23 protein-coding genes are annotated in these 21,420 nt (G+C 74.1%); 13 read left to right on the forward strand and 10 right to left on the reverse strand.

What is annotated here, in order from left to right:
- Positions 1-29 precede the first annotated feature (29 nt).
- Positions 30-647, forward strand: coding sequence for a TetR family transcriptional regulator (locus ACZ60W_RS21510; protein WP_469756938.1), 618 nt, complete (start codon positions 30-32; stop codon positions 645-647).
- Positions 631-2,301, forward strand: a complete 1,671-nt coding sequence (locus ACZ60W_RS21515; protein ID WP_469756939.1) for an acyl-CoA dehydrogenase family protein — start codon at positions 631-633, stop codon at positions 2,299-2,301. Before ACZ60W_RS21510 ends, ACZ60W_RS21515 begins: the two co-directional genes overlap by 17 nt.
- A gap of 95 nt (positions 2,302-2,396) precedes the next feature.
- Here the strand turns inward: ACZ60W_RS21515 and helR are convergent, their stop codons facing one another.
- Complete coding sequence (helR, locus tag ACZ60W_RS21520; RefSeq protein ID WP_469756940.1) at positions 2,397-4,544, reverse strand: RNA polymerase recycling motor ATPase HelR; 2,148 nt, start codon at positions 4,542-4,544, stop codon at positions 2,397-2,399.
- A gap of 282 nt (positions 4,545-4,826) precedes the next feature.
- Here helR and ACZ60W_RS21525 point away from each other — a divergent pair, with 282 nt between their 5' ends.
- Positions 4,827-6,122, forward strand: a complete 1,296-nt coding sequence (locus ACZ60W_RS21525) for a M20 metallopeptidase family protein (RefSeq protein ID WP_469756941.1) — start codon at positions 4,827-4,829, stop codon at positions 6,120-6,122.
- On the opposite strand, the gene ACZ60W_RS21530 is transcribed toward ACZ60W_RS21525, so the two are convergent.
- A complete protein-coding gene (locus tag ACZ60W_RS21530; protein WP_469756942.1) occupies positions 6,046-7,041 on the reverse strand; it encodes a LysR family transcriptional regulator in 996 nt (331 codons plus the stop codon). The two genes, ACZ60W_RS21525 and ACZ60W_RS21530, sit on opposite strands and share 77 nt — an antisense overlap.
- A gap of 114 nt (positions 7,042-7,155) precedes the next feature.
- On the opposite strand from ACZ60W_RS21530, the gene ACZ60W_RS21535 reads away from it, so the two are divergent.
- Together ACZ60W_RS21535 and ACZ60W_RS21540 are read left to right on the forward strand one after the other, a co-directional pair.
- The gene (locus tag ACZ60W_RS21535; protein ID WP_469756943.1) at positions 7,156-8,433 is read left to right on the forward strand and encodes an MFS transporter; all 1,278 of its coding nucleotides are present in this window, start codon (positions 7,156-7,158) and stop codon (positions 8,431-8,433) included.
- Positions 8,433-8,750 (forward strand): cupin domain-containing protein, encoded by a 318-nt coding sequence (locus tag ACZ60W_RS21540; RefSeq protein ID WP_469756944.1) that lies wholly within the window; start codon positions 8,433-8,435, stop codon positions 8,748-8,750. The genes ACZ60W_RS21535 and ACZ60W_RS21540 overlap by 1 nt, the downstream gene beginning before the upstream one ends.
- Positions 8,751-8,804: 54 nt before the next feature.
- On the opposite strand, the gene ACZ60W_RS21545 is transcribed toward ACZ60W_RS21540, so the two are convergent.
- Positions 8,805-9,308: a tetratricopeptide repeat protein gene (locus ACZ60W_RS21545; protein WP_469756945.1), complete on the reverse strand. Its 504-nt coding sequence runs from the start codon at positions 9,306-9,308 to the stop codon at positions 8,805-8,807.
- Between the two features lie 117 nt (positions 9,309-9,425).
- Here ACZ60W_RS21545 and ACZ60W_RS21550 point away from each other — a divergent pair, with 117 nt between their 5' ends.
- On the forward strand, positions 9,426-10,028 hold the full coding sequence (locus ACZ60W_RS21550; RefSeq protein ID WP_469756946.1) for a GNAT family N-acetyltransferase: 603 nt from the start codon (positions 9,426-9,428) through the stop codon (positions 10,026-10,028).
- Positions 10,029-10,420: 392 nt separating this feature from the next.
- Here ACZ60W_RS21550 and ACZ60W_RS21555 read toward each other — a convergent pair whose 3' ends face one another.
- The 3 genes from ACZ60W_RS21555 to ACZ60W_RS21565 form a co-directional block, all read right to left on the reverse strand.
- On the reverse strand, positions 10,421-10,729 hold the full coding sequence (locus ACZ60W_RS21555) for a CU044_2847 family protein (protein ID WP_469756947.1): 309 nt from the start codon (positions 10,727-10,729) through the stop codon (positions 10,421-10,423).
- A 137-nt stretch (positions 10,730-10,866) separates the two neighbouring features.
- Positions 10,867-12,216 carry a L,D-transpeptidase gene (locus tag ACZ60W_RS21560; protein ID WP_469756948.1) on the reverse strand — a complete coding sequence of 450 codons (1,350 nt, stop codon included), beginning with the start codon at positions 12,214-12,216 and terminating at the stop codon, positions 10,867-10,869.
- 136 nt (positions 12,217-12,352) lie between these two features.
- Positions 12,353-12,838 (reverse strand): SRPBCC family protein, encoded by a 486-nt coding sequence (locus ACZ60W_RS21565; protein ID WP_469756949.1) that lies wholly within the window; start codon positions 12,836-12,838, stop codon positions 12,353-12,355.
- Positions 12,839-12,993: 155 nt separating this feature from the next.
- Here ACZ60W_RS21565 and ACZ60W_RS21570 point away from each other — a divergent pair, with 155 nt between their 5' ends.
- From ACZ60W_RS21570 to ACZ60W_RS21600, 7 genes are all read left to right on the forward strand, one after another.
- Entirely contained in the window at positions 12,994-13,593 is a 600-nt protein-coding gene (locus ACZ60W_RS21570; protein ID WP_469756950.1) for a PadR family transcriptional regulator, read from the forward strand.
- A 136-nt stretch (positions 13,594-13,729) separates the two neighbouring features.
- Positions 13,730-14,179 (forward strand): peroxiredoxin, encoded by a 450-nt coding sequence (locus ACZ60W_RS21575; protein WP_469756951.1) that lies wholly within the window; start codon positions 13,730-13,732, stop codon positions 14,177-14,179.
- Between the two features lie 166 nt (positions 14,180-14,345).
- Positions 14,346-14,741 carry an SHOCT domain-containing protein gene (locus ACZ60W_RS21580; protein ID WP_469756952.1) on the forward strand — a complete coding sequence of 132 codons (396 nt, stop codon included), beginning with the start codon at positions 14,346-14,348 and terminating at the stop codon, positions 14,739-14,741.
- Positions 14,742-14,765: 24 nt separating this feature from the next.
- Positions 14,766-15,704 carry a hypothetical protein gene (locus ACZ60W_RS21585; protein WP_469756953.1) on the forward strand — a complete coding sequence of 313 codons (939 nt, stop codon included), beginning with the start codon at positions 14,766-14,768 and terminating at the stop codon, positions 15,702-15,704.
- A 37-nt stretch (positions 15,705-15,741) separates the two neighbouring features.
- On the forward strand, positions 15,742-16,185 hold the full coding sequence (locus ACZ60W_RS21590; protein ID WP_469756954.1) for an RrF2 family transcriptional regulator: 444 nt from the start codon (positions 15,742-15,744) through the stop codon (positions 16,183-16,185).
- 71 nt (positions 16,186-16,256) lie between these two features.
- Entirely contained in the window at positions 16,257-17,444 is a 1,188-nt protein-coding gene (locus ACZ60W_RS21595; protein ID WP_469756955.1) for a globin domain-containing protein, read from the forward strand.
- Positions 17,445-17,599: 155 nt separating this feature from the next.
- Positions 17,600-18,367 (forward strand): rod shape-determining protein, encoded by a 768-nt coding sequence (locus ACZ60W_RS21600; RefSeq protein ID WP_469756956.1) that lies wholly within the window; start codon positions 17,600-17,602, stop codon positions 18,365-18,367.
- Positions 18,368-18,429: 62 nt separating this feature from the next.
- Here ACZ60W_RS21600 and ACZ60W_RS21605 read toward each other — a convergent pair whose 3' ends face one another.
- From ACZ60W_RS21605 to ACZ60W_RS21620, 4 genes are all read right to left on the reverse strand, one after another.
- Positions 18,430-18,552, reverse strand: coding sequence for a hypothetical protein (locus tag ACZ60W_RS21605; protein WP_469756957.1), 123 nt, complete (start codon positions 18,550-18,552; stop codon positions 18,430-18,432).
- An 11-nt stretch (positions 18,553-18,563) separates the two neighbouring features.
- On the reverse strand, positions 18,564-19,331 hold the full coding sequence (locus ACZ60W_RS21610) for a hypothetical protein (RefSeq protein WP_469756958.1): 768 nt from the start codon (positions 19,329-19,331) through the stop codon (positions 18,564-18,566).
- Positions 19,332-19,920: 589 nt separating this feature from the next.
- Entirely contained in the window at positions 19,921-20,706 is a 786-nt protein-coding gene (locus ACZ60W_RS21615) for a polysaccharide deacetylase family protein (protein ID WP_469756959.1), read from the reverse strand.
- Positions 20,707-20,954: 248 nt separating this feature from the next.
- Positions 20,955-21,398: a hypothetical protein gene (locus ACZ60W_RS21620; protein ID WP_469756960.1), complete on the reverse strand. Its 444-nt coding sequence runs from the start codon at positions 21,396-21,398 to the stop codon at positions 20,955-20,957.
- Positions 21,399-21,420: the final 22 nt, after the last annotated feature.

Here is a 21,420-nt window from a genome sequence, read left to right on the forward strand (position 1 = left end):
AGCAATGAATCATTGCTTCACTTCTTCCCATGCCCTACCGACGCACCCCCGCCGTCCAGGCCAGGCTGGACGCCCAGCGGACCTCCGTCGTCGACGCCGCCCTCCGGCTGCTCGCCGAGCAGGGCTACGCGGGCTGCACGATGGCGGCCGTCGCGGCCAGGGCCGGGATCGCCACCGGCAGCGTCTACCGCCATTTCCCCAGCAAGGGCGACCTCGCCGTCGAGCTCTTCCGGACCGTGGTGAGCCGCGAGGTCGCGGCGGTCTCCGAAGCCGCCGGGGACCCCGGGCACCGGTCCGCGGCCGATCGGGTCGTCGCCGTGACGGAGACCTTCGCGCAGCGCGCCCTGAAGGCCCCGCGCCTCGCGTACGCGCTGCTCGCCGAGCCCGTCGACCCGGCCGTCGACGCCGAACGGCTCGTCTTCCGGCGCGCCTTCCGCGACGTGTTCGCCGCCCGCGTCGCCGAGGGCGTGCGGTCCGGAGAACTGCCGCCCCAGGACCCGGCCCTGACCGCCGCCGCGCTGGTCGGGGCGGGCGCCGAGGCGCTCGTCGGCCCGCTGGCCGAGGGCGCCGTCGGGCCCGACACCGTACCCGCACTCGTCACCTTCACCCTGCGAGCTCTGGGAGTTCCCGATGCCGACCACGCATGAGGTCACCAACCAGGTACCGCCGCTGACCGGATACGACGTGTCCGCCGACCCCGCGCTCCTGGAGGCCCTGCGCCGGGAGGGCGCCGACTGGGCCGAGAGCGAGGTCCGCGCGCTCGGCCGGCGGGCAGGCGGCGAGGAGGCGCAGGAGTGGGGGCGGCTCGCCGAGCGCCACTCCCCCGTCCTGCACACCCACGACCGGTACGGCCACCGGATCGACGAGGTGGAGTTCCACCCGCACTGGCACGACCTGATGGACGTGGCCGTGCGCCATGGTCTGCACGGTGCGCCCTGGCGCGACGAACGGCCCGGCGCGCACGTGGCGCGCGCGGCGAAGGTCTTCGTGTGGGGTCAGGCGGACGCCGGACACCTCTGTCCCGTCTCCATGACGTACGCCGCCGTGCCCGCGCTGCGCGCCCAGCCGGACCTCGCCGAGGTGTACGAGCCGCTGCTCACCTCCTCCTCGTACGACTTCGGGCTGCGGGTGCCGACGGAGAAGCGCGGCATCATCGCCGGGATGTCGATGACCGAGAAGCAGGGCGGCTCGGACGTGCGGGCGAACACGACCCGGGCGGTGCCGACGGGCGAGCCCGGCCTGTACGCCCTGACCGGGCACAAGTGGTTCACCTCGGCGCCGATGTCGGACGTCTTCCTCACCCTGGCGCAGGCGCCCGGCGGCCTCTCCTGTTTCCTCGTCCCCCGGGTGCTGCCGGACGGCGGCCGCAACGCCCTCCGGCTCCAGCGCCTGAAGGACAAGCTGGGCAACCGGTCGAACGCCTCCTCCGAGATCGAGTACGAGGGCGCGCTCGGCCGGCTCGTCGGCGAGGAGGGGCGCGGGGTGGCCACCATCATCCGGATGGTGAACATGACGCGGCTCGACTGCGCGATCAGCTCGGCGTCCGGGATGCGTCTCGGCCTCGTCCAGGCGGTGCACCACGCCACGCACCGCGAGGCGTTCGGGGCGCGGCTGGTCGACCAGCCGCTCATGCGCAACGTCCTGGCGGACCTTGCCGTGGAGGCCGAGGCGGCCACGCTCGCGGCGCTGCGGCTCGCCGGTGCGGTGGACCGCGCCGCGCGCGGCGACGCCGAGGAGGAGCAGCTGCGCCGGCTGGGCCTCGCGGTCACCAAGTACTGGGTGTGCAAGCGGGCGCCCGCGCACGCCGCCGAGGCGCTGGAGTGCCTGGGCGGCAACGGTTACGTCGAGGACTCGGGCCTGCCGCGGCTCTACCGCGAGTCCCCGCTCCCGTCGATCTGGGAGGGCTCGGGCAACGTGGCGGCCCTGGACGTGCTGCGGGCGATGGTCCGTCAGCCGCAGGCGGTCCAGGCGTACTTCGCCGAGGTCGACCGCGGAGCGGGCGCGGACCGGCGGCTGGACGCCGCGGTCGCCGGCCTCCGCAAGGAGCTCGCGGGGCTCGGAGACCCGGACTCGGTGGCGTACGGGGCCCGCCGACTCGTGGAACGGCTCGCCCTCGTCCTGCAGGGCTCGCTGCTCGTCCGCCACGGGCACCCGGCCGTCGCCGACGCCTTCTGCGCCTCCCGTCTGGACGGCGACCGCGGGCTCGCCTTCGGCACGCTGCCCGCGGGGGTCGACACGGCGGCGATCATCGCGCGCAGCGGCCCGGACCCGGTGGGCGTGGGCCAGGGCGTCACGTCCTGACCGGCCGGCCCGCGCGCCGCCCGCCGAACACGGCGGGCGGCGCGTGGTCGTCCCCGGCGCGGGCCGTGCGGGGTCACGCGCCCGTCAGGAGAGGCTCAGGAGTCGCTCAGGACGACGAGACGCTGGGTCGCGCGGGTCATGGCGACGTAGCGGTCGACGGCCCCCTCGACGCCGTCGCCGAACCGCTCCGGTTCGACGAGGACGACGAGGTCGAACTCCAGGCCCTTGGCCAGCGACGGGGTGAGCGACCGGACGCGTGAGGTCTCCCGGAAGGCCGGGTCGCCGATGACGCAGGCGATCCCCTCCGCGTGCTCGCTCAGCCAGCCGTCGAGGACCGGGCGGAGCTCGGAGACGGCTCCGTACGTGACGGGCAGTCCGCTGCTGCGGACGGAGGTCGGGACGTTGGCATCGGGGAGCGCGGCCCGGATGACCGGCTCGGCCTCGCTCATGACCTCCTCCGGCGTGCGGTAGTTGATGCTCAGCGACGCGACGTCGATCCGGTCGAAGCCGTTCCGCTCCAGCCGCTCGGTCCAGGACTCGGTGAACCCGTGGCGGGCCTGGGCCCGGTCGCCGACGACGGTGAAGCTGCGCGACGGGCAGCGCAGCAGCAGCATCTGCCATTCGGCGTCGGTGAGCTCCTGCGCCTCGTCCACGACGATGTGGGCGAAGGGGCCGGCCAGGGGTACGGGGTCGGTGACGGGCAGGGCCGCGTCGTCGACCAGGCTGTCCTTGAGGTCCTGTCCGCGCAGCATCGTGACCGCGCCCTCGCCGTCGTCGTCGGCGGCGAGCACGTTGTCGATGACGTCGGCCATGCGGGCCCGCTCGGCCTCGACCGACGCCTGGTGGCGGCGTCTGCGCGCCGACGACTCCGGGTCGCCGAGCCGGTGGCGGGCGGCGTCCAGGAGCGGCAGGTCGGACAGTGTCCAGGCGTGGGGGTCGGTGCGCCGGAGCGTGCGCACCTCGTCGGGCCCGAGCCAGGGGGCGCACAGCCGCAGGTAGGCGGGGACGGTCCACAGGTCGCCGACGAGGTCCGTCGCCTCCAGGAGCGGCCAGGCGCGGTGGAGGGTGCCGACGAGCTCCCGGTCGAGCAGCAGCGCCTTGCGGAACTCTTCGGGCGGCACGTCGGCGTCGTTCTTGTCGGTGAGGATCGTCAGCAGCTCCTCCAGGATCTGGTCGCGGGCCTCGTTGTGCGGGGTGCCCGGCTCGACCGCGCGGAACGCCTCGGCCCAGTCGTCCGCGGTCAGCGGGACGTCCGACCAGGCGGTGGTGACGGTCATGGCCTCGGTGGGCGGGTCCTCGTAGAACCTGACGGCCGTCTCGACGGCCCGGACCATGTCCGCGGACGCCTTCAGGCGAGCCGCCTCGGGGTCGGTCTCGGCCGCCGCCGCGGGTCCCTCGGGGACGAGGTCCCGCACGGTGCAGGTCTGCACGCCCTCCTCGCCGAGGCTGGGCAGGACGTCGGCGACGTAGTTCAGGTACGGCTGGTGGGGGCCGACGAAGAGGACGCCGCCGCGGCGGTGGCCGAGTCGGGGGTCGGCGTACAGGAGGTAGGCGGAGCGGTGCAGGGCGACGACGGTCTTGCCCGTGCCGGGACCGCCGTCGACGACGAGCGCGCCCCGTGACCCCGCGCGGATGACGGCGTCCTGGTCGGACTGGATGGTGGAGAGCACGTCACGCATCCGGGCCGAGCGGGTGCCGCCGAGGCCGGCGATGAAGGCGGACTGGTCGTCGAGCGCGGCGTGGTTCTCCAGGCCGTCGGCGGTGAAGACCTCGTCCCAGTAGTCGCCGACGCGGCCGCGCGTCCAGCGGTACCTGCGGCGGCTGACCAGGCCCATCGGGCGGGCGTGGGTGGCCGCGAAGAACGGCTCGGCCGCGGGGGAGCGCCAGTCGACGAGCAGCCGGCGTCCGTCGCCGTCGGTGAGGCCGAGGCGGCCGATGTAGAGGGGTTCGGCGCCGTCCTCGCCGACGACGTGGCCGAGGCACAGGTCGAGGCCGAAGCGGCGCAGGGCGCGCAGGCGGGCGGTCAGCCGGTGGATCTCCAGATCCCGCTCCATGGCCGCCTGGCCGACGCCGCCCGGTGCCCTGCGTTCGGCGTCGAGGCGGTCGGACAGTTCGGCGATCGCCAGCTCCAGGCTCTCCGCGATGGCCGCGAAGTGCTTCTCGTCTCCGGCGATCAGCGCCGGGTCGGCCTTGGCCGCGAGGCTGTCGGGCAGGTGGAAGGCGCTGGTGGTCTGAGGCTGCATGTCTCCCGTTTCCGCAGGTCCTGGCTTCGAGGGGAGATTGTGCGGCACCACGGGGGCCTTGCCGCAAGCCCCCCGGTGCGCTATACGTTGAGAGTGGCGGAGGATGTGTCGTCTCCTCGCGCCGCCGGGCCGTGACGAAGACCGGCCCTCTTCCCCTCCCTTTCCGGCCCCGTGTGCCGGGTCGTCCGCATGCGCTCTCGGCAGGCCGGGCCGCGGGCTGGCAGGCTGAGGAGGCACGCTTCCCATGGCCACGGCTTCGGCCGGAACGAGAGGGAGTCCCCGTTGGACGGCGAGGCGATCCACGGTGAACTGGACGAGCGGGCGGGCGCGGTGGCGGAACGGGTGGTGGCCTGGCGGCGTCATCTGCACCGGCATCCGGAGCTGTCCAACCGGGAGGTGAACACGGCCCGGCTGGTGGCGGAGGAGCTGCGCGCGCTGGGTCTGGACGAGGTCCGCACCGGTGTCGCGGGACACGGGGTCGTCGGCGTCCTGCGCGGCGGTGCGGGCGGGGAGCGGGTGGCGGCGCTGCGGGCGGACATGGACGCGCTGCCGGTGCGGGACCTGTGCGGGACCGACTTCGCCTCGGAGGTGGTCGACGCCGACTACCCGGGCGGCCCGTTCCCGGTGTCGCACGCGTGCGGGCACGACTGCCACACCGCGATGCTGCTCGGTGCGGCCGCGGTCCTCGCGGGCGTCCGCGAACGGCTGCCGGGGACGGTCCTCTTCCTCTTCCAGCCGGCCGAGGAGGGCCCACCGGTGACCGAGGAGGGCGGCGCGCGGGCCATGGTGGAGGCCGGCGCGTGCGCGGACCCGGTGCCGACCATGGCCTTCGGGCTCCATGTGACGCCGTACCCCAAGGGGTACGTCGGGTACCGGATCGGCAACCAGTACGGCGCCTCCGCCCTCGTCCGGATCGTCGTCACGGGGAAGCAGACGCACGGTTCCACTCCGTGGCAGGGGATCGATCCGATGCCGGCCGTGGGGGCGGTGCTGACGGGGATCGGCCAGCTGTACCGACAGGTCTCCGCGTTCGACGCGGTCACCGTCTCCATCGGCCATGTCGAGGACGTCGGCCGCTTCAACATCGTCGGCCAGACCGTGACCCTGTGGGGCACGGTCCGCTGCGCCGTGGAGTCCGACATGGACGGGGTGCGGCGGCGCCTCACCACGCTGGCCGAGCATTCGGCGGCGGCGTACGGGGCGGCGGCCTCCGTGGAGTACCTCCAGCCCGTCCCCCCGGTGCACAACAGCGCGCCGTGGGTGGAGGCGGCTCTGCCCACGTTTCGCCGGGTGGCCGGCGGGGAGCGGGTGGTCGAGACGGGCGGCACCCTCGGGTACGACGACGTCTCCGAGTTCGTGGGCCGCTTCGGCGGGCTGTACGTGATGCTCGGCGTCCAGGACGCGTCCCTGGACCCCTCGGGCCGGCCGGTGCCGCTGCCCGGCGGGCGCGGTCTGGTCACCAACCACCACCCGCAGTTCTACGCGGACGACGACACGCTCGTCACGGGTGTCCGCCTCCACGCGCACGTGGCGTACGACCACCTGGCGGGGACGCTGGTGGCGTCCCGGGAGTCCTGACCGGCCGGCTGCCGACCCGGGTGGCCGGTCGGGCCGCCGCCCGGCCGACGGCCTCCACGAAGGCCCCGAGCAGGTCGGAGTCGGCGGCGGTCGGCCAGGCGAGGCCGTACGTGAGGGCCGGGACGTCGCGCAGCGGGACGTAGGCGATGCCGGGGCGGGGGTGGTAGACGGCTCCGCGTGCCGCGCCGGGGGCGGCGCCGCGGCCCGCCGAGACGTGGGAGAGGACCTCCTGCCAGGTGGCGGCGGCCGGGCCGCGGCCGATGGGCGCTCCGGAGGGGGTGGTGCGGGGGTAGTGGTGCTCGGTCCAGTAGTCGGGGACGGCGCCTTCGGGAGCGATGAGGTCGAGCCCGGCGAGGTCCTCCGCGCCGAGGGACGAACGCCCGGCGAGCGGATGGGCGGAGGGCAGGAGCAGCACCCGGTCGTCGGTGACGACGACGGGCCCGATGGTGAGGCCGGGCTCGCGCACCGGGAAGGTGACGAACTGGACGTCGAGCGTGCCGTCCCGGAGAGGGCGGACGCCCTCGTCGAGCGGGACCTCCCGGACGGTGATCTCGCAGGCGGGGTGGAGCACGAGGAGGGCGTCGGCGGCGGCCGTGAGCAGTTCGCCTCCCCAGGGTGTGCCGAAGCCGGCGCGCAGCCGCCCCTGGAGGCCGTGGCCCGCGGCGGTGGCGCGTTCGAGTGCGGCGCGCAGCTGCCGGTAGGCCGGCAGGAGGTCCTCCTGGAGGCGCCGGCCGACCGGGGTGAGGCGGACGCTGCGGCTGGTGCGGGTGAAGAGCGGGGTGCCGACGCGGCGCTCCAGCTTCTTGACGGTCTGGCTGACGCGGCCGGTGGTGACGCCGAGGCGTTCGGCGGTGCGTCCGAAGTGGAGTTCCTCGGCGAGCGTCAGGAACGCCTCCAGTTCGTACCGTTCGAGCACCACGCCTCCAGTCGTCGTTGAGTGTGGCTCAACGCCGCTTCGATGATCGCACCTTGTTCGGCCGGGGCGGCGACGGGAGCCTGGTGGGAGTCCCCGCCGCCCTATGGAAGAGAGTCCGTGGAACCGAGCCCCGCCGTCGCCCCCTCCCCCGCCCGGCCCGTGCACGTGCCGCTGCTCGCGGTGGCGGGCGCGGTCACCGTCGCGAACCTCTACTTCCCGCAGCCGCTGCTGGCCGCCGTGGCGCGCGGCCTGGAGGTCTCGGAGCGGACGGCGGGCCTGATCGCGCCGGCCGCCCAGGTGGGCTACGCGCTCGGCCTCCTGCTGCTCGTCCCGACCGCCGACACCGCCCGGCTGCGGCGCCTCACCTTCGTGCTGCCGGCCCTCACGAGCACGGCCCTGCTCGTGGCCGCGGCGGCGCCCGACGTCGTCACGCTGACGGTCGCGACGCTCGCCCTGTCCACCACGACGGTCCTCCCGCAGATCCTCACGCCGGTGGCGGCGGTCCTCGCCGGCCCCGCGCGGCGGGGCCGGGTGGTGGCCCTGGTGGGCCTCGGCCTGACCTTGGGCTCGACCCTCTCCCGGACGGTCTCGGGCGCGGTGGCCGACGCGACCGGCAGCTGGCGGGCGGCGTACGTGGTGGCCGCGGTGGCGACGGCGGCCCTGCTGTTCGTCCTGCCGCGACGGCTGCCCGAGCGACTGGGACCGCCGGGACGCACGTCGTACGCCGCGCTCCTGGCAGGGCTGCCCCGGCTCCTCACCGCCCACCGGGAACTGCGGTTCGCGGCGGTGATCGGGGCGTGCGCCTTCGCCGCGTTCAGCGTCTTCTGGGCGGTCCTCGCCTTCCATCTCGCGGCGCCCCCGCTGGGATACGGACCGGGAGTGGCCGGCCTGTTCGGTCTGCTGACGCTGCCGGCGGCGCTGCTCTCCGCGACGGCGGGACCGCTCACCGACCGGTTCGGCGCGGGGGCGGTGAACGCCGGCGGGCTCGTCTGCGCCGGGCTCGGGCTCTCGGTGGCGGGGCTGGCTCCCGCCTCGCCCGCGGGGCTGGCGGCCGGGGCGAACCTGCTGGTGGTCGGGATCAGCTCGTGCCAGGTCGCGGCGCAGGCCAGGATCTTCGCCATCGGCCGGGACGTGGCCGCCCGTGTCAACACGGTCTTCATGCTGGCCACCTTCGGCGGCGGCGCCCTCGGCTCGCTGGCGGGCGGGTGGCTGTACGCGGCCCACGGCTGGCCGGCCGCGCTGCTCGCCGCCGGGGCCTGCGTCGCGGGCGGGCTCCTGGCGGTGGCCGGGTCGGCGCGCGCGGCGGTCCCGAGTTGCGTCCCGGACGTCACACGGGAGGCTGGGTGTATCCGCCCGCGCACCTCTCCGGAGGGCACCCCGCAGGGAGATTCATGATGTCGGACCTCACCGAGCTCGCCGACGAGCACCTGGCCGCGGCCCGCACCGCCGCGCACGGGCGCAGCGCCCATCTGGTGATGCACGACGGGGTGCTGCGGCAGACCGTCATCGCCCTGACCTCGGGCACCTCCCTCGACGAGCACAACGCGCCCCCCGCGGCCAGCCTCCAGGTGCTGCGGGGCCGCGTGAAGCTGACCTCGCCCGGGTGGGCGCAGGAGATGGCGGCGGGCGCGCTCCGGATGATCCCCAAGGAGCGGCACGGCCTGACGGCCCTGGAGGACGCGGTGGTCCTGCTGACCGCCGTGAACGACTGACGACGCCCCGGAACCGCGCCCCGGGCCCACCCCTCGGCCCGGCGGGCCGACGCGTCACTCGGTCGCGTCGAGGTCCTCGGCGTAGTGCTCGATGGCCGACCGGTACTGCCGTACGGACGGGTCGTCGCTGGTGGCCGCGAGGAGCCGCAGGAGGAGCCGGGCCGACGCGTGGTGACGGCCGGTGTTGTACAGCGCCATCGCGAGGAAGGCGCGCAGCGCCCCGTCCTCGGGGAACTCCTCGGAGGCTGCGGTCAGCAGGGCGACGGCCTCCTCGTACCGGCCGAGGATCCGGTAGGTGCTGCCGAGGCCGAGCAGGGCGCCGCGCCGGTCGTCGGGGGTGAGCCCGCGGCCCGCGAGGGCGCGCTCGTAGTAGGGCACGGCCGCCGCCTCCCGGCCGAGGACGTCGTGCGCCCAGGCCGTCTGGTAGGCGACCTCGGCGTCGTCGGGCCACCGGGCGGCGAGTACGACGAGCCGCTCGCAGGCCTCGTCCTTGCGGCCCCGCTCGCGCAGCGCGACCGCCTCGGCGAGCGCGACGGTCCTCTCCTCGGAATGCTCCATGACGCCATCGTCGCAGGCGACGACCGGGGCGACGGACGCGGGCCCGGCCGGCACGGTGCGGGTCCGGCGCCGGACCCGGCGTCCGATTTCAAGATCATCACGTGCAGAATGGCCCGTATGGCGATAACGAACATGCCCACCAAGGCAACGATCGACGACGCCGCGGCCATCAGCCGCGCCCTCACCCGCGCCTTCGACGACGACCCGATGATGCGATGGTTCTTCCCCGACGCGTCCACCCGCGCGACCGCGCTGGAGCGCTACTTCACCATCCTCTTCACCCGGCAGTACGTCCTCCACGGCGTGTGCGAGCGCACCGAGGCGGCCGCGGCGTTCTGGGTGGCGCCCGAGGCCCAGGACAAGGCCGTGCCCGACGCCGAGACCATCCGGCAGCTCACCGAGATCCTCGGCGACCGGGCCGGGCTGTTCGGCGAGGCCGTCGAGACGGCCGCCGCCCACACGCCGCGGGAGCCCCACTGGTCGCTGGCGCTGATCGGGGCCGATCCCGCCGCCCAGGGCCAGGGGCAGGGGTCCGCCCTGCTGCGGTCGGGCCTCGCCAAGGCCGACGCGGCCGGCATGCCCGCCTATCTGGAGTCCTCCAAGGAGTCCAACCTCCCGGTGTACGAGCACTTCGGCTTCACCGTGCGCGAGGAGCTCCGGCTGCCGGGCGGCGGGCCCACCTTGTGGGGCATGTGGCGCGAGCCGCGCCCGACCGACTGAGCCGGGGAGGGAGCGGGCCGGTCGGGGGCGACGTCACCCCCGACGGGCCCGCGCCCACGAGGGGCGGCACACGGACGTACCCCGCCACCGCGCGGCGGCGGGGTCCGCGTACCCGCCCGGCGTCTGTGCGAGCGGCGGGAGCACCGTGACACTGCCGGGGGCCGAGGACGCGGGCCGGGAATGGCTGCGGGACCTGGCTGCTGCGGCCTCGGCCCCGCCCCTCCCGGACGGGGACGCGCCCCCGGAGAGACCGCCGTCAGGCGCCAGCGTCTGCACGCGTGCCCTGCGGGACAGGGGCCCGTGGGGATGCCCCGGGCCGTTCCGGCCCGTGCGCCGGGGGGGGGCCGCCTCGGTGGGGCTTTCCGGCCGTTCCAGCTGCGGCCGGGACCGCCTCAGTGGGGCTTCTTGGACCATTCGAGCGTGACGCGCAGACTCGCGTGGGCGCTTCCCTGGACGACGAGGGCCGTGAGCCGGCCCGCGTCCAGGCCCAGTTGGCAGCCGAACTCGACGGTGGCCCGGTCCGGTGCCGCCTGGTGCAGCGCGTCACCGATCCGGCCGGCGAAGGCGGAGAGGGCCTCGGTGACCGCCGAGAGATCGGGCATCCGGTCGCCGATGCCCTCGGGCTCCCACTCGGGGTCGAGCCGTCGCGCCTCGACGAAGAGCGTGGCGTCCCCGACGGCGACCCTGGTGACGTCCGGCATCGAGGCTCCCTGCGGTCGACGGGTGCTGACAGGACGTCAGTATCACCGAGGGGTACGGGGTCGGGGCGCCCATCGGCGCGGCGGCGTGGCGCGGGAGGGGGCGGCCACAGGCTCCTCCGCCCGGCGCGGCGGGCCCGTCAGAGTTCCGGACGGAGGATGCCGGCGGAGGGGCCGGCCGCCGCGACGGTGGCGCCGGGCGCGAAGGCGCTGCCGCGCTGCCACTCGGGCCAGCTGAGGTTCCAGTCGCCGAAGCCGTTGTCGAACGGCGTCATGGGCGCCCCGTATCCGTTGACGAAGCTGACGAGGTCGCCCTCGCGGACCGTGTCGAACAGCCAGGCGGCGTCCTCGGTGCTCATGCCGGTGCAGCCGTGGCTGACGTTCTCGGCGCCCTGCGCGTCGACCGACCAGGGCGCGGCGTGCAGGTACTCGCCGCTCCAGGTCACCCGGGTGGCCCAGCGGACCTTGAGGTCGTAGTAGTCGCGGCTGCCGCGCTTGATCCCGATGGAGTCGCCCCGCATCCGGACCGTCGGCTCCTTGCCGAGGACGACCTTGATGCCGCTCCGGGTGCGGTAACCCTCCTTGCCGGTGGTGACCGGCAGGGTGCGGAGGACCCGGCCGTCCTCGCGGACGGTCATGGTCAGGGCGCCGATGTCCGTGACCGCCTCGATCCGCGGTCCGGTGGTGAAGGTGACGGGGCTGGAGGGGCCGCCGAAGAGCCCGCCGCCGACCCGCACGCCGTCGAGCCCGCTGCGGACGTGGACGACGGCGCGGGAGGGCCAGAAGGTGCGGGGCCGGTAGTGGAGGGTGGTGGCGTCGACCCAGTACCAGGCGCCCTCGACATGGGGTTCGGCACGGACGTCGAGGGCGCGTTCGACGGCGCGCCGGGCCGCGGGGTCGCCGGCCGGCACGGGGTGGCTGAGCTCCGCGGTGACCGGCTGGCCCACGCCGTAGGTCCGGCCGTCCTCCGGTCCGAAGTCGACCGTGAGCCGTTCCCCCGCCGGTGCGGCGGCCGTGCGGAAGTCCAGGCGGGCGAGGTCGCGGTGGATCCGTCCGCCGTCGGGGCGCTCGACGACGAGGCGCGCGGCGAGCACGGCGTCGGCGGGAAGCGCGCCCGCGCTGGTCCACCGGGTGCGGTCGGCGCTCGCCGATCCGGCGACCCGGCGGCCGCGCCGGTCGGTGACGGTCACGTCGGCCAGGACGCCGGGGGTGCGGAGCGCGATCTCCACGGGTCCGGTCACCCGCCGGTCGATCAGGAACGGGGCTCCGGTGAGCACGGGCCCGCCGGCCAGCTCGACGGTGCGCCGGGGCACGGAGCAGAGGCCGGTGCCCGCGGAGCAGCCGTCGACGGTGATGATCGCGGTGGGATCGGGGGCGAGGAGGGGACGGGGTTCCCGGCCGCCGGGCGACTGGGCCGCCGTACCGACGAGGACGGCTCCGACGGCCAGGGACAGCGCTCCCCACCCTCGTACGTATCTGCGTGACGGCACGTCGGACACCCTCCCCTTCCGGACGACGACGCCGGCGGAGGACGCCGACCCGATCATCAGAACCGATGAACCTACAGAAAGATGATCAAGGCGCCGGGCGTGGCGGCGGAGTACCGGGCGAGACGACTCGAATGGGTCAGCGGGCGGGCTCGGGAAGCTCCTCGCCGGTCTCCAGGAGGGACTTGAGACTGGCGATCAGCGCGGGCCACCCCTCGGCGATCAGCCCCTTGATGGTCCCGTCCGGCTCCAGGTCGCCGTGGGTGACGGTGAGCTTGACGATGTCGCCGGAGGGCTCGATCGCGAACGTCACCCGTGACCTGCGCTCGGCGGCGAGGCGCTCGTGGACCTCGTGGCCGAGGCCGACGGCCTCGGCCCAGGCGGGGGTGAAGGTGTGCCAGGTGTAGGAGAGGAGGCGGCCCGGTTCGGCGGCGAGGACGACCTGCTCCGGGTCGGACGTGCTCCGGCCGCCTTCGTCCCAGACCATCGGTGCTCCGGCGGTCCAGTCGGTCTCGAAGGCCACGCCCCAGTAGCGCCGGGTGAGCTCGGGGTCGGTGAGTGCCTTCCAGAGGTCGTCGGGAGTCGTCCGGATGTAGGTGGTGTAGACGAACGAGTCGCTGTCCATCGCGCTGCCCCTCGGATCTGCTCCCCCGCGGCCTGCCCCCTTTCAAGCGTGGCAGGCACCGTACGGACGTGCCAGCGAAGCACACCCGACCGGCCGCGGGTGCCCCGGTGATTAGGTGCGGAGGAAACTATTCAACGTGCTGCTAGCGTGTCGGAATGTCGCTCAAGCACGCCGTTCTCGCCGCTCTCCTGGAGGGCGAGGCATCCGGATACGACCTGGCCAAGATCTTCGACGTGTCCGTCGCCAACTTCTGGGCTGCGACCCCGCAGCAGCTCTACCGCGAGCTGGACCGACTCGACGAGGCCGGTCTGATCACGGCCCGCGTGGTGGAGCAGGAACGGCGCCCCAACAAGCGGATGTTCCGCCTCACCGAGCCGGGACTGCGGGACCTGGCGGACTACACGTCGACACCGCCGCGGCCCAGCGCCGTCCGCGACGAGCTGCTGGTCCAGGTGCAGGCCTGCGACGAGGGCGACACGACGGCGGTCCGCGGCTTCGTCGCGCAGCGGATGGAGACGGCCCGGGACAAGCTGGCCCGCTACGACCGGCTGCGCGAGTGGATGCTCGCCGGGCGCGACGAGGAGACCTACCTCGTCGAGGCGGAGCGGGTCGGGCCCTATCTGACGCTGATGCGCGGCCGGTTCTTCGAGGAGGAGAACCTGCGCTGGGGCGAGCGCGCCCTGGAGGTGCTCGACCGCCGCGCGGCCGCGCGGGGCGGAGCGGCCGCCCGGACCGAGGCCGCCCCCCTGTCCTGACCCGCGGCCGTGGCCCCATCTCTCCCCCGGCGTTGTCCCACCCCTGTGTACCGCCGGGGGCTACTCTGCGGTAGCGTCACCGACCGGCCACCGGAGGTGCCGGTGGCGGTGCGGGTACGGATCGGGGACGGGCTTCATGAATGTCGGTGACCTCGTCGAGGACTTCAGCCTTCCGGACGAGACGGGTGCGGAGCGCTCGCTCACCGGCCTCCTCTCCGAGGGGCCGGTCGTCCTCTTCTTCTACCCGGCGGCCATGACGCCCGGGTGCACGGCCGAGGCGTGCCACTTCCGCGACCTCGCGGCCGAGTTCCGCGCCGCCGGCGCGCTCCCCGTCGGCATCAGCTCCGACGACGTGGCGCGGCAGCAGGAGTTCTCCGAGCGGCACTCCCTGGGCTACCCCCTGCTCTCCGACCCCGAAGGCGCCATACGCGAACGATTCGGAGTGAAGCGCGGGTTCTCGCTCGCCCCCACCAAGCGGGTCACGTTCGTGATCGGCCAGGACCGCCGGATCGTCGAGGTCGTCCGCAGCGAACTGCGCATGAGCGCCCACGCGGACCGCGCCCTGGCGGCCCTCCGGCGCGGCTGAGAGCGGGGGCCGGCCCGAGGCCGAGACCCCGGGTCGCCGTCCATTCGACCATGCTCGCCGGCGGTCCGCGCGCCGGGCGGCCACGACGTGCGGTCCCGCGGGGGCTGGGTGAGACTCACTCCGACACCAGGCCTCTCCCGGCCGGGTGGGAACGGAGTGCGCAGGAATGGACGACTACCCCCTCCTCGACGTCTTCTGGACCATGCTGTGGTTCTTCATCTGGATCATGTGGCTGTTCCTGCTGTTCAAGGTGATCACGGACATCTTCCGCGACCACGAGCTGCACGGCTGGGGCAAGGCCGGCTGGCTGATCTTCTGCATCGTGCTCCCCTACCTCGGCGTACTGGTGTACGTCATCGCCCGCGGCAAGGGCATGGGCCGGCGTGACATCAAGCAGGCCAGGGAGAGCGAGGCCGCCTTCCAGGACTACATCCGGAAGACGGCGGGGACGGCGCCCGCCGGCGGCACCGGCGAGGAACTGCACCGGCTGGCGGAGCTGAAGGAGAAGGGCGCCATCACCCCGGAGGAGTTCGAGAAGGCCAAGGCGAAGATCCTGGCCTGACCGGGCGCGAGGAGGCGGACGCGGGTGCGGAAGGAGACCGGGACCCCGGCGGCCGGGCTCGCGGGTTCCCTGCTGCGGGAGGTGGCGGCGGACCCGGGCAGGCTGCCTGAGTCCCTGGCCTCCTTCGCCCTGCGCCACATGGGGCCGGGCGCCGCCACCGCCGTCGACCGCCTGCGGGCCGCCCACCCGGGAGCCGACACGGCGACGCTGCGGGCCCTCGTGCTGACGCGCGGGCGACGGGCGGTGACCGCCGAAGGGGCCTTCGTCGGGGGCCCCTTCCTGCTGTTCGTCCCCGTCGCCTTCTGCGGGGCCCTGCTCTCGCAGGCGCGCATGGTCCTCGAGCTGGCCGCGATCGAGGGACGGGACGCCGAGGACCCGGAACGGGCGGCCGAACTGCTGGTCCTCCAAGGCGTGTACGGGGACACCGCCGCGGCCCGTGCGGCACTGCGGACCGCTCCGCCCACCGTCCGGACGGCCGGGTCCCGGCCCCGCGGCAGACGGGCGTCCCTGTGGGACCTGGTGATGAGGATGGCGCGGCTCCTCGGCCTGCTCACGCCGGGCGGTGAGGGGCCAGGGCGCCTCGTCCGTCTCGGGCAGTACGCGCTGACGGGTGCAGTATTCCTCGTCGGCCTGGTCGCCCCCCTCGTGTGGCTCCCCTACCTGGCCGTCGCGTACTGGCGGGCCACCAACCGCCTCACCGACCGGGCGACGGTCTTCTACGCAGGCTCCCGCGACCTCCGCCCGCAGCGCCGCGTCCGCGTCGACGCGTCCATGGCCGTGGCCCTGCTGCGCGCGCTCGGCTCGCTTCTCGTCCCGGCCGTCGCGGTGTTCCTGGTCGTCACCACGGACCTCAGGACCGCGGGCGCCCGGTGGCCGGTGATCGCCCTCGTCCTCGTCGCCGGCTGCCTGCTCACGGGCGGCTGGTGGCTGTGGCGGCGGCTGAAGCGCCGACCCACCCCCTGAATGCGTATTCCAGATGCCATTTTGATACGGTCACGCCGTGAGGCTGACGAAGTTCACCGACCTGGCGCTCCGTGCCGTGATGCGCCTGGCGGTCACCGTACCGGAAGAGTCCGTCACCACCCGCGAGGTGGCGGAGTCGATGGACGTGCCCTACGCCCACATGGCGAAGGTGGTCACGCGGCTCCAGCACCTCGGCGTGGTCGAGGCGCGGCGGGGACGGGGCGGCGGTCTCGCCCTGACGGAGCTGGGGCGACGCTCCTCGGTGGGCTGGCTGACCCGCACGCTGGAAGGCGATGAGGAGGTCGTCGCCTGCGAGGGCGACCCCCCGTGCCCCCTGCGCGCCGCGTGCCGGCTGCGCGGGGCGCTCCGGGAGGCCCAGGAGGCGTTCTACCGGGCGCTCGACCCCCTGACCGTGGCGGAGCTCGTGACCTCGCCGACCGGACCGCTGCTGCTCTCCCTCACCTCACGCCCCGCCGACTGATCCACTCGCCCTCCCGGGCGCCTTTCGCAGCTTTTTAAATACGTAGATCATTTACCAGATTGGAAGTTCCCATGCTGTCCGAGCAGGCCATTCCGGTCGTCCGCGCCACCCTGCCCGCCGTCGGCGGGGCCCTCGACCAGATCACCGAGCGGTTCTACTCGCGCCTCTTCGCCGCGCACCCCGAACTGCTCCGCGACCTGTTCAACCGGGGCAACCAGGCCAACGGCGAGCAGCGCAAGGCACTCGCGGGCTCCATAGCGGCGTTCGCCGTCGCCCTGCTCGACCACCCGGACAGCCGCCCCGACACCATGCTGTCCCGCATCGCCCACAAGCACGCCTCGCTCGGCGTGACCTCCGCGCAGTACAAGGTGGTGCACGAGCACCTCTTCGCCGCCATCGTCGAGGTCCTCGGCGAGGCGGTCACCCCGGAGGTCGCCCGGGCCTGGGACGAGGTGTACTGGCTGATGGCGAACGCGCTCATCGCCGTGGAGGCCCGTCTCTACCGCGAGACCGGCGTGCCCGAGGGCGAGGTGTGGCGCTCCCTGGAGATCGCCGGACGCCAGGAGGAGACTGCCGACACCGCCTCCTTCACCCTGCGGCACCACGACGGCACACCCACCCCCGCCTTCCGGCCCGGCCAGTACGTGAGCGTGCGGGTGACCCTGCCCGACGGCGCCCGGCAGATCCGCCAGTACAGCCTGTCGTCCGCCCCCGGCCGCCCCGAGTGGCGGATCACCGTCAAGCGCGTCGACGGCGACCCCGCGGGCGAGGTGTCCTCGTGGCTGCACACCCACGCCCGTGAGGGCGACCGCGTGGAGGTGTCGGCCCCGTTCGGCGACCTGGTCCTGCCGGAGGGCGACGGTCCGCTGCTGCTCGCGTCCGCCGGCATCGGCAGCACCCCGATGCTGGCCATGCTCGACCACCTCGCGGCCACCGGGTCCGCCCGCCCGGTCACGGTCGTCCACGCCGACCGCTCCCCCGCGTCCCATGCCCACGCCGCGGAGCTGCGACGGCTCGTCGACGCGCTGCCGCACGCGACGCTGGAGCTCTGGTACGAGGAGCCGGGCGACTCGGGCGCCCGCCCGGGCCGCGCGGACGTCACGGCGCTCGACCTGCCCACGGGCACGACCGCCTACCTCTGCGGCCCGCTCCCCTTCCTCCGCGCGGTGCGCGGCGACCTCCTCGGCTCCGGCACCGCGGCGGCCGACATCCACTACGAGGTGTTCGGACCCGACCTGTGGCTCGGCGCCGAGAACTGAGGACGCTTCATCGAATGACCTTCGATCCCTGTGCGTCATAGCGCTGCCGCTACGGATACTGCATAGTGAGATTCCAGATCGGCCTCGCAATCAGCGGGTGTGAGATTCCAGATCGGCCTCGCAATCAGCGGGTCCGGAGCGAATGGACGGCAGCGATGGGATCGTTCGGATCAGCAGTCGGGGGCAGGACCGCCAGGCGGCCCGTCCGCGGGATCGCCCTCGACATCGGCAGCTCCCGGACCCGGGCCTGGGCGCCGGGGGCGGGCGTCTTCGCGGACGTGCCGAGCGGTCCGGTACGGCGCGGCCGCGTCACCGACTCGGACTCCCAGCTCCGACTGCTGCGCCGGCTGACCGCCTCGGCCCCGGGTGACGACGGGCACGACACCGTCGTGATGCTGACCCACCCGGTCCTCGCCGGCCCCGGCGAGCGGGAGGAGGCGCGCCGGATGGTCGACGCCCTGGGCCCGGCCCGGGTCATCGCCGTGGACAGCGCCCGCGCGGCGGCGGCGTACGCTGCCCCGCCCGGCGACGGCCCGCTGCTCGTGGTCGACCTGGGCGCCCAGTTGACCGAGGTCACCCTCGTCGTGGACGGTCTGGTCGAGGACGCCCGCCTCGCGGAGGTGGGGGTCGACGACGTGCCCGAGACCGGACGGGTACCGGACACGATCGCCGGGACGGCCGCCGACCTGGTGAGCGACCTGTGGCGGCACGACCGCACCGGAGCGGTCCGTGGCGCACTGCGCCGCGGGGTGCTCGTGACGGGCGGCGGTGCCCTCCGTCTCGACGTGACCGGACGCCTCGCACACCTCCTGCGGTCCCGGGTCCGGCTGGCCAACGACCCCGCGACCAGTGTCGTCCGCGGTGCCGGCCTCATGCTCACCTCCGTCCTCCGGCACCCGACCGGGCCCCTGAGCCGCGGCTGAGCTCAGGGACACCGGGCCCCCGCACCGGCCCGAGGACCGATGCGGGGCATCACGGGTACCGGTCAGCCTCCGGTCGACCAGATGAGGGAGTCACAGAACTCTCCGCTGGGGCATTCCGCGGCCCGCGCCGCGCCGGCGAGGGCGAGGCCGGCGGTCGCGGCAAGGAGCGCGGCGGCTGTCGTCACGAGACATCGCTTCACGAGAGGTGGGGCCTTTCTGCGGGTGGTGCGGAGACGGCCGTCGCGAGGGGAGGCGGTTCGGACGACGGCGGCCGCGACGCGGGCAGCGCGACGACCCTGAGCAGCGCGCGGTCGCGCAGCTGGCGGTTGGCGGCGAGTTCGTCCCGGTGCAGGGTGCGAACCCGGGCCAGTTCGGCGGGCTCCAGCCGCTTGCGCACCTCGTCGAACCCGCTCTCGCGGGCGCATCGGGCGGCGACGGCCAGGTCCGGGCGGTCGGGACGGGGGCGGTCGGGCGGGGCGGCGCACCGCGTCCAGCGGGCGAGCGCCGCACGGTGAGCAGGGTCCGCGCGCATCCGGGCCTGCGCCTCGGCCCGGACGTTGTCGACGGTGACCTGCACACGGAACCAGCGCCGCTGGTCGCCGTAGAGCAGCCGCCGGGCGGCTCCGAGGCAACCGTCCTCGTGCGCGCTGACGGTCGCCCCCGTGGTCAGGGTGACGGACAGTTCCCGCGGGCCGGCGCCGAAGAGCGCCGCCTGGAGGGCCCGGTCCTCGTCCGGTGCACGGGGCCTGGCCGACAGGGTGATGCCCCGGTCGCCGAGGCAGTCGGCGACGAGCCGGTGCTCCGCCGCCTTCAACAGTTCGCCCTGCGCGGCCGGGGAAGCCGGCATGCCTGGGCCGCCCACCCCTGCCGGGCCTCCCGGGCCGACCACGGTGCAACCGGAGAACAGCAGCGCGGCCGCGGCCGTGAGGGACGCGCGACGGATGCGTCCGGCGGTGCTGAGCATGAGATCCCCCATCGATCGCCCCTGGTCAAAGGGGCCTGTCGGTGATCGTCAGGCTCCCCGGGGTGATCACTGCCCGGAGGCTCGGCAGCCATGCGGATGCTCACTCGAACGAGTCGAACGCGCCGGGGCGTGCGCCGTTCACGCGCCGTCGACGTGCCGTGTGGGCGGCCAGGGACGGGGACGATTGATGCCCGGCGCGGATATCCGGCGAGTCGGCGGGCGGGTGGCGTGTCACAGCCGGCCGACATCCCGCTGCTCACCCCAGGCCGCCGATCGCCCCGCGCAGGCCGCACGCCGCCTGCCGTCGGCTCGGCGATGCGGCGATGCGGCGATGCGGCGATGCGGCGATGCGGCGATGCGGCGATGCGGCGATGCGGGAACGACAAAGCCCCGGTTGGACGGGGGATTCCAACCGGGGCCGATCGCCGTGACGGTGAAGAGCGGTCACCTCTGGGGGGGACCTTGGGGACCGGACCCCTTCGCAGTCACATACGTATGAACGGTAAACCTTTCCCGAATGTTCCGAGAGGTCCGCGGTGGGCGATGTGAGTCACCTCACCCGATTTCCGCCGGAGGGCGACCTGCGGTGTCAGTCCTTCTCCGGGCGGTAGACGGCGCCCGGCTCGGCCTTCCCCGGCGCGAGGAGTTCCGGGACCGTCACGAAGGTGAAGCCGCGGCGCTTGAGCTCGTCGATGATCGACGGAACGGCCGGGACCGTTCCGTCGTATATGTCGTGGAGCAGGATGATCCCGTCCTGGTGCGCCTGGTCGAGCACCCGCTGCCGTATGAGGCCGGAGTCGGTGGTGGAGTAGTCCTTGGCCGTGATGCTCCACAGGACCTGGGCGAGCCCCAGCTCACGGCTGACGTCGGACACGGTGCCGTCGGTGCGGCCCTGCGGCGGGCGCATGAGGGTCGGCTTCCGGCCGGTGATCTTCTCGACGGCGTCCTGGGTGCGCGACAGCTCGTCACGGACGTCGGCGGCGTCGAGGTCCGTCAGGATGCGGTGGGTCCAGGTGTGGTTGGCGACCTCGTGCCCCTCGTCGGCGATCCGCTTGACCACCCCGGGATAGCGGTCGACGTGCTTGCTGCCGAGGAGGAAGAAGGTCGCGGGGACCTGCTTCTCCTTCAGGACGTCCAGGAGGTGGGGGGTGTCCTTGCCCGGTCCCGCGTCGAAGGTCAGCGCTATGCACTTGACCTTGGCGCAGTCGACGCGCCGCGTCGTCGAGCCCGCCTTGCCGTCCATTCCGGCCTCGCTCCGCGCGTCCTGAGGGGTGACCGTGTCGACGCCGCAGGAGCTGAGCGTGAACATCAGCGAGGCGGCGACGAGCAGGGAGGCGGTCGTTCCTCCGCGTCGGCCCGGCCTGAATCGGAGCATGGTGGAACCCGCTTTCCCCGTAGTGGTCTCGGTACAGCCGCGGCCGCCTGGTCAGGGCGGGGCTCGCGACCGACAGGAACTCTACACACGGTGTATAGCGGGGAGACCGCCGGGGTGCGGGAGGGTGCACCGGGCCGTCGGCACACGGAATTCGGCCACGCGCGGACGCGCGGGCATATGAGCATACGGGCACAGGTAGACCCCGGACGGAACCCGTCCGTTCCGTCCGGGGTGTCCGGGCCTCCCGGTCAGCGGGAGGCGAGCAGCAGCCGGGCCTCGGTCTCCTGGTCTCCGGAGACGGCCTGATGGGACTGGATGTCGAAGCCCGCCGCGAGCACCTTCTGCACCTCGTCGACCGCGCGGTAGCCACCGGTGAGCGTGGCACCGACCAGTCCGGTCAGCGGCGTGGGGGCCACCTCCTGGCGGTCCCCGTCGGCGGTGTCGAAGGTGGCCGTCCAGACGGTGGGCGCGGGCCCGGTGGCCGCCTGGGGGCTCGGTGTGGCCATGTCCTCCAGCCGGTAGACCCGGTCGAGGACGTCGAAGACGGCCTGGGCGTCCTCGCGGCAGCAGTCGCAGAGCTGCACGGTGACGTCGGTGTCGATGTGCAAGTCGTACACGTCGCTCATCTCCTCGCGGCCCGCCCGTCGCTCGTGGTGCCACGTGGTCGTCGTGCCGGGCGATTGTCGTGCCACGTCTCCAGCATCCCTCGCGGGC

It is taken from the genome of Streptomyces sp. NPDC104202 (assembly GCF_055584185.1).

Excerpts from the sequence above, each read along its gene's own strand:
- ACZ60W_RS21550 (WP_469756946.1), top strand. The coding sequence starts at position 9,426 with ATGGCGATAACGAACATGCCCACCAAGGCAACGATCGACGACGCCGCG.
- ACZ60W_RS21570 (WP_469756950.1), top strand. The coding sequence starts at position 12,994 with ATGTCGCTCAAGCACGCCGTTCTCGCCGCTCTCCTGGAGGGCGAGGCA.
- ACZ60W_RS21545 (WP_469756945.1), bottom strand. The coding sequence starts at position 9,308 with ATGGAGCATTCCGAGGAGAGGACCGTCGCGCTCGCCGAGGCGGTCGCG.
- helR (WP_469756940.1), bottom strand. The coding sequence starts at position 4,544 with ATGCAGCCTCAGACCACCAGCGCCTTCCACCTGCCCGACAGCCTCGCG.
- ACZ60W_RS21615 (WP_469756959.1), bottom strand. The coding sequence starts at position 20,706 with ATGCTCCGATTCAGGCCGGGCCGACGCGGAGGAACGACCGCCTCCCTG.
- ACZ60W_RS21600 (WP_469756956.1), top strand. The coding sequence starts at position 17,600 with ATGGGATCGTTCGGATCAGCAGTCGGGGGCAGGACCGCCAGGCGGCCC.
- ACZ60W_RS21555 (WP_469756947.1), bottom strand. The coding sequence starts at position 10,729 with ATGCCGGACGTCACCAGGGTCGCCGTCGGGGACGCCACGCTCTTCGTC.
- ACZ60W_RS21565 (WP_469756949.1), bottom strand. The coding sequence starts at position 12,838 with ATGGACAGCGACTCGTTCGTCTACACCACCTACATCCGGACGACTCCC.
- ACZ60W_RS21595 (WP_469756955.1), top strand. The coding sequence starts at position 16,257 with ATGCTGTCCGAGCAGGCCATTCCGGTCGTCCGCGCCACCCTGCCCGCC.
- ACZ60W_RS21575 (WP_469756951.1), top strand. The coding sequence starts at position 13,730 with ATGAATGTCGGTGACCTCGTCGAGGACTTCAGCCTTCCGGACGAGACG.
- ACZ60W_RS21540 (WP_469756944.1), top strand. The coding sequence starts at position 8,433 with ATGTCGGACCTCACCGAGCTCGCCGACGAGCACCTGGCCGCGGCCCGC.
- ACZ60W_RS21580 (WP_469756952.1), top strand. The coding sequence starts at position 14,346 with ATGGACGACTACCCCCTCCTCGACGTCTTCTGGACCATGCTGTGGTTC.
- ACZ60W_RS21610 (WP_469756958.1), bottom strand. The coding sequence starts at position 19,331 with ATGCTCAGCACCGCCGGACGCATCCGTCGCGCGTCCCTCACGGCCGCG.
- ACZ60W_RS21515 (WP_469756939.1), top strand. The coding sequence starts at position 631 with ATGCCGACCACGCATGAGGTCACCAACCAGGTACCGCCGCTGACCGGA.
- ACZ60W_RS21510 (WP_469756938.1), top strand. The coding sequence starts at position 30 with ATGCCCTACCGACGCACCCCCGCCGTCCAGGCCAGGCTGGACGCCCAG.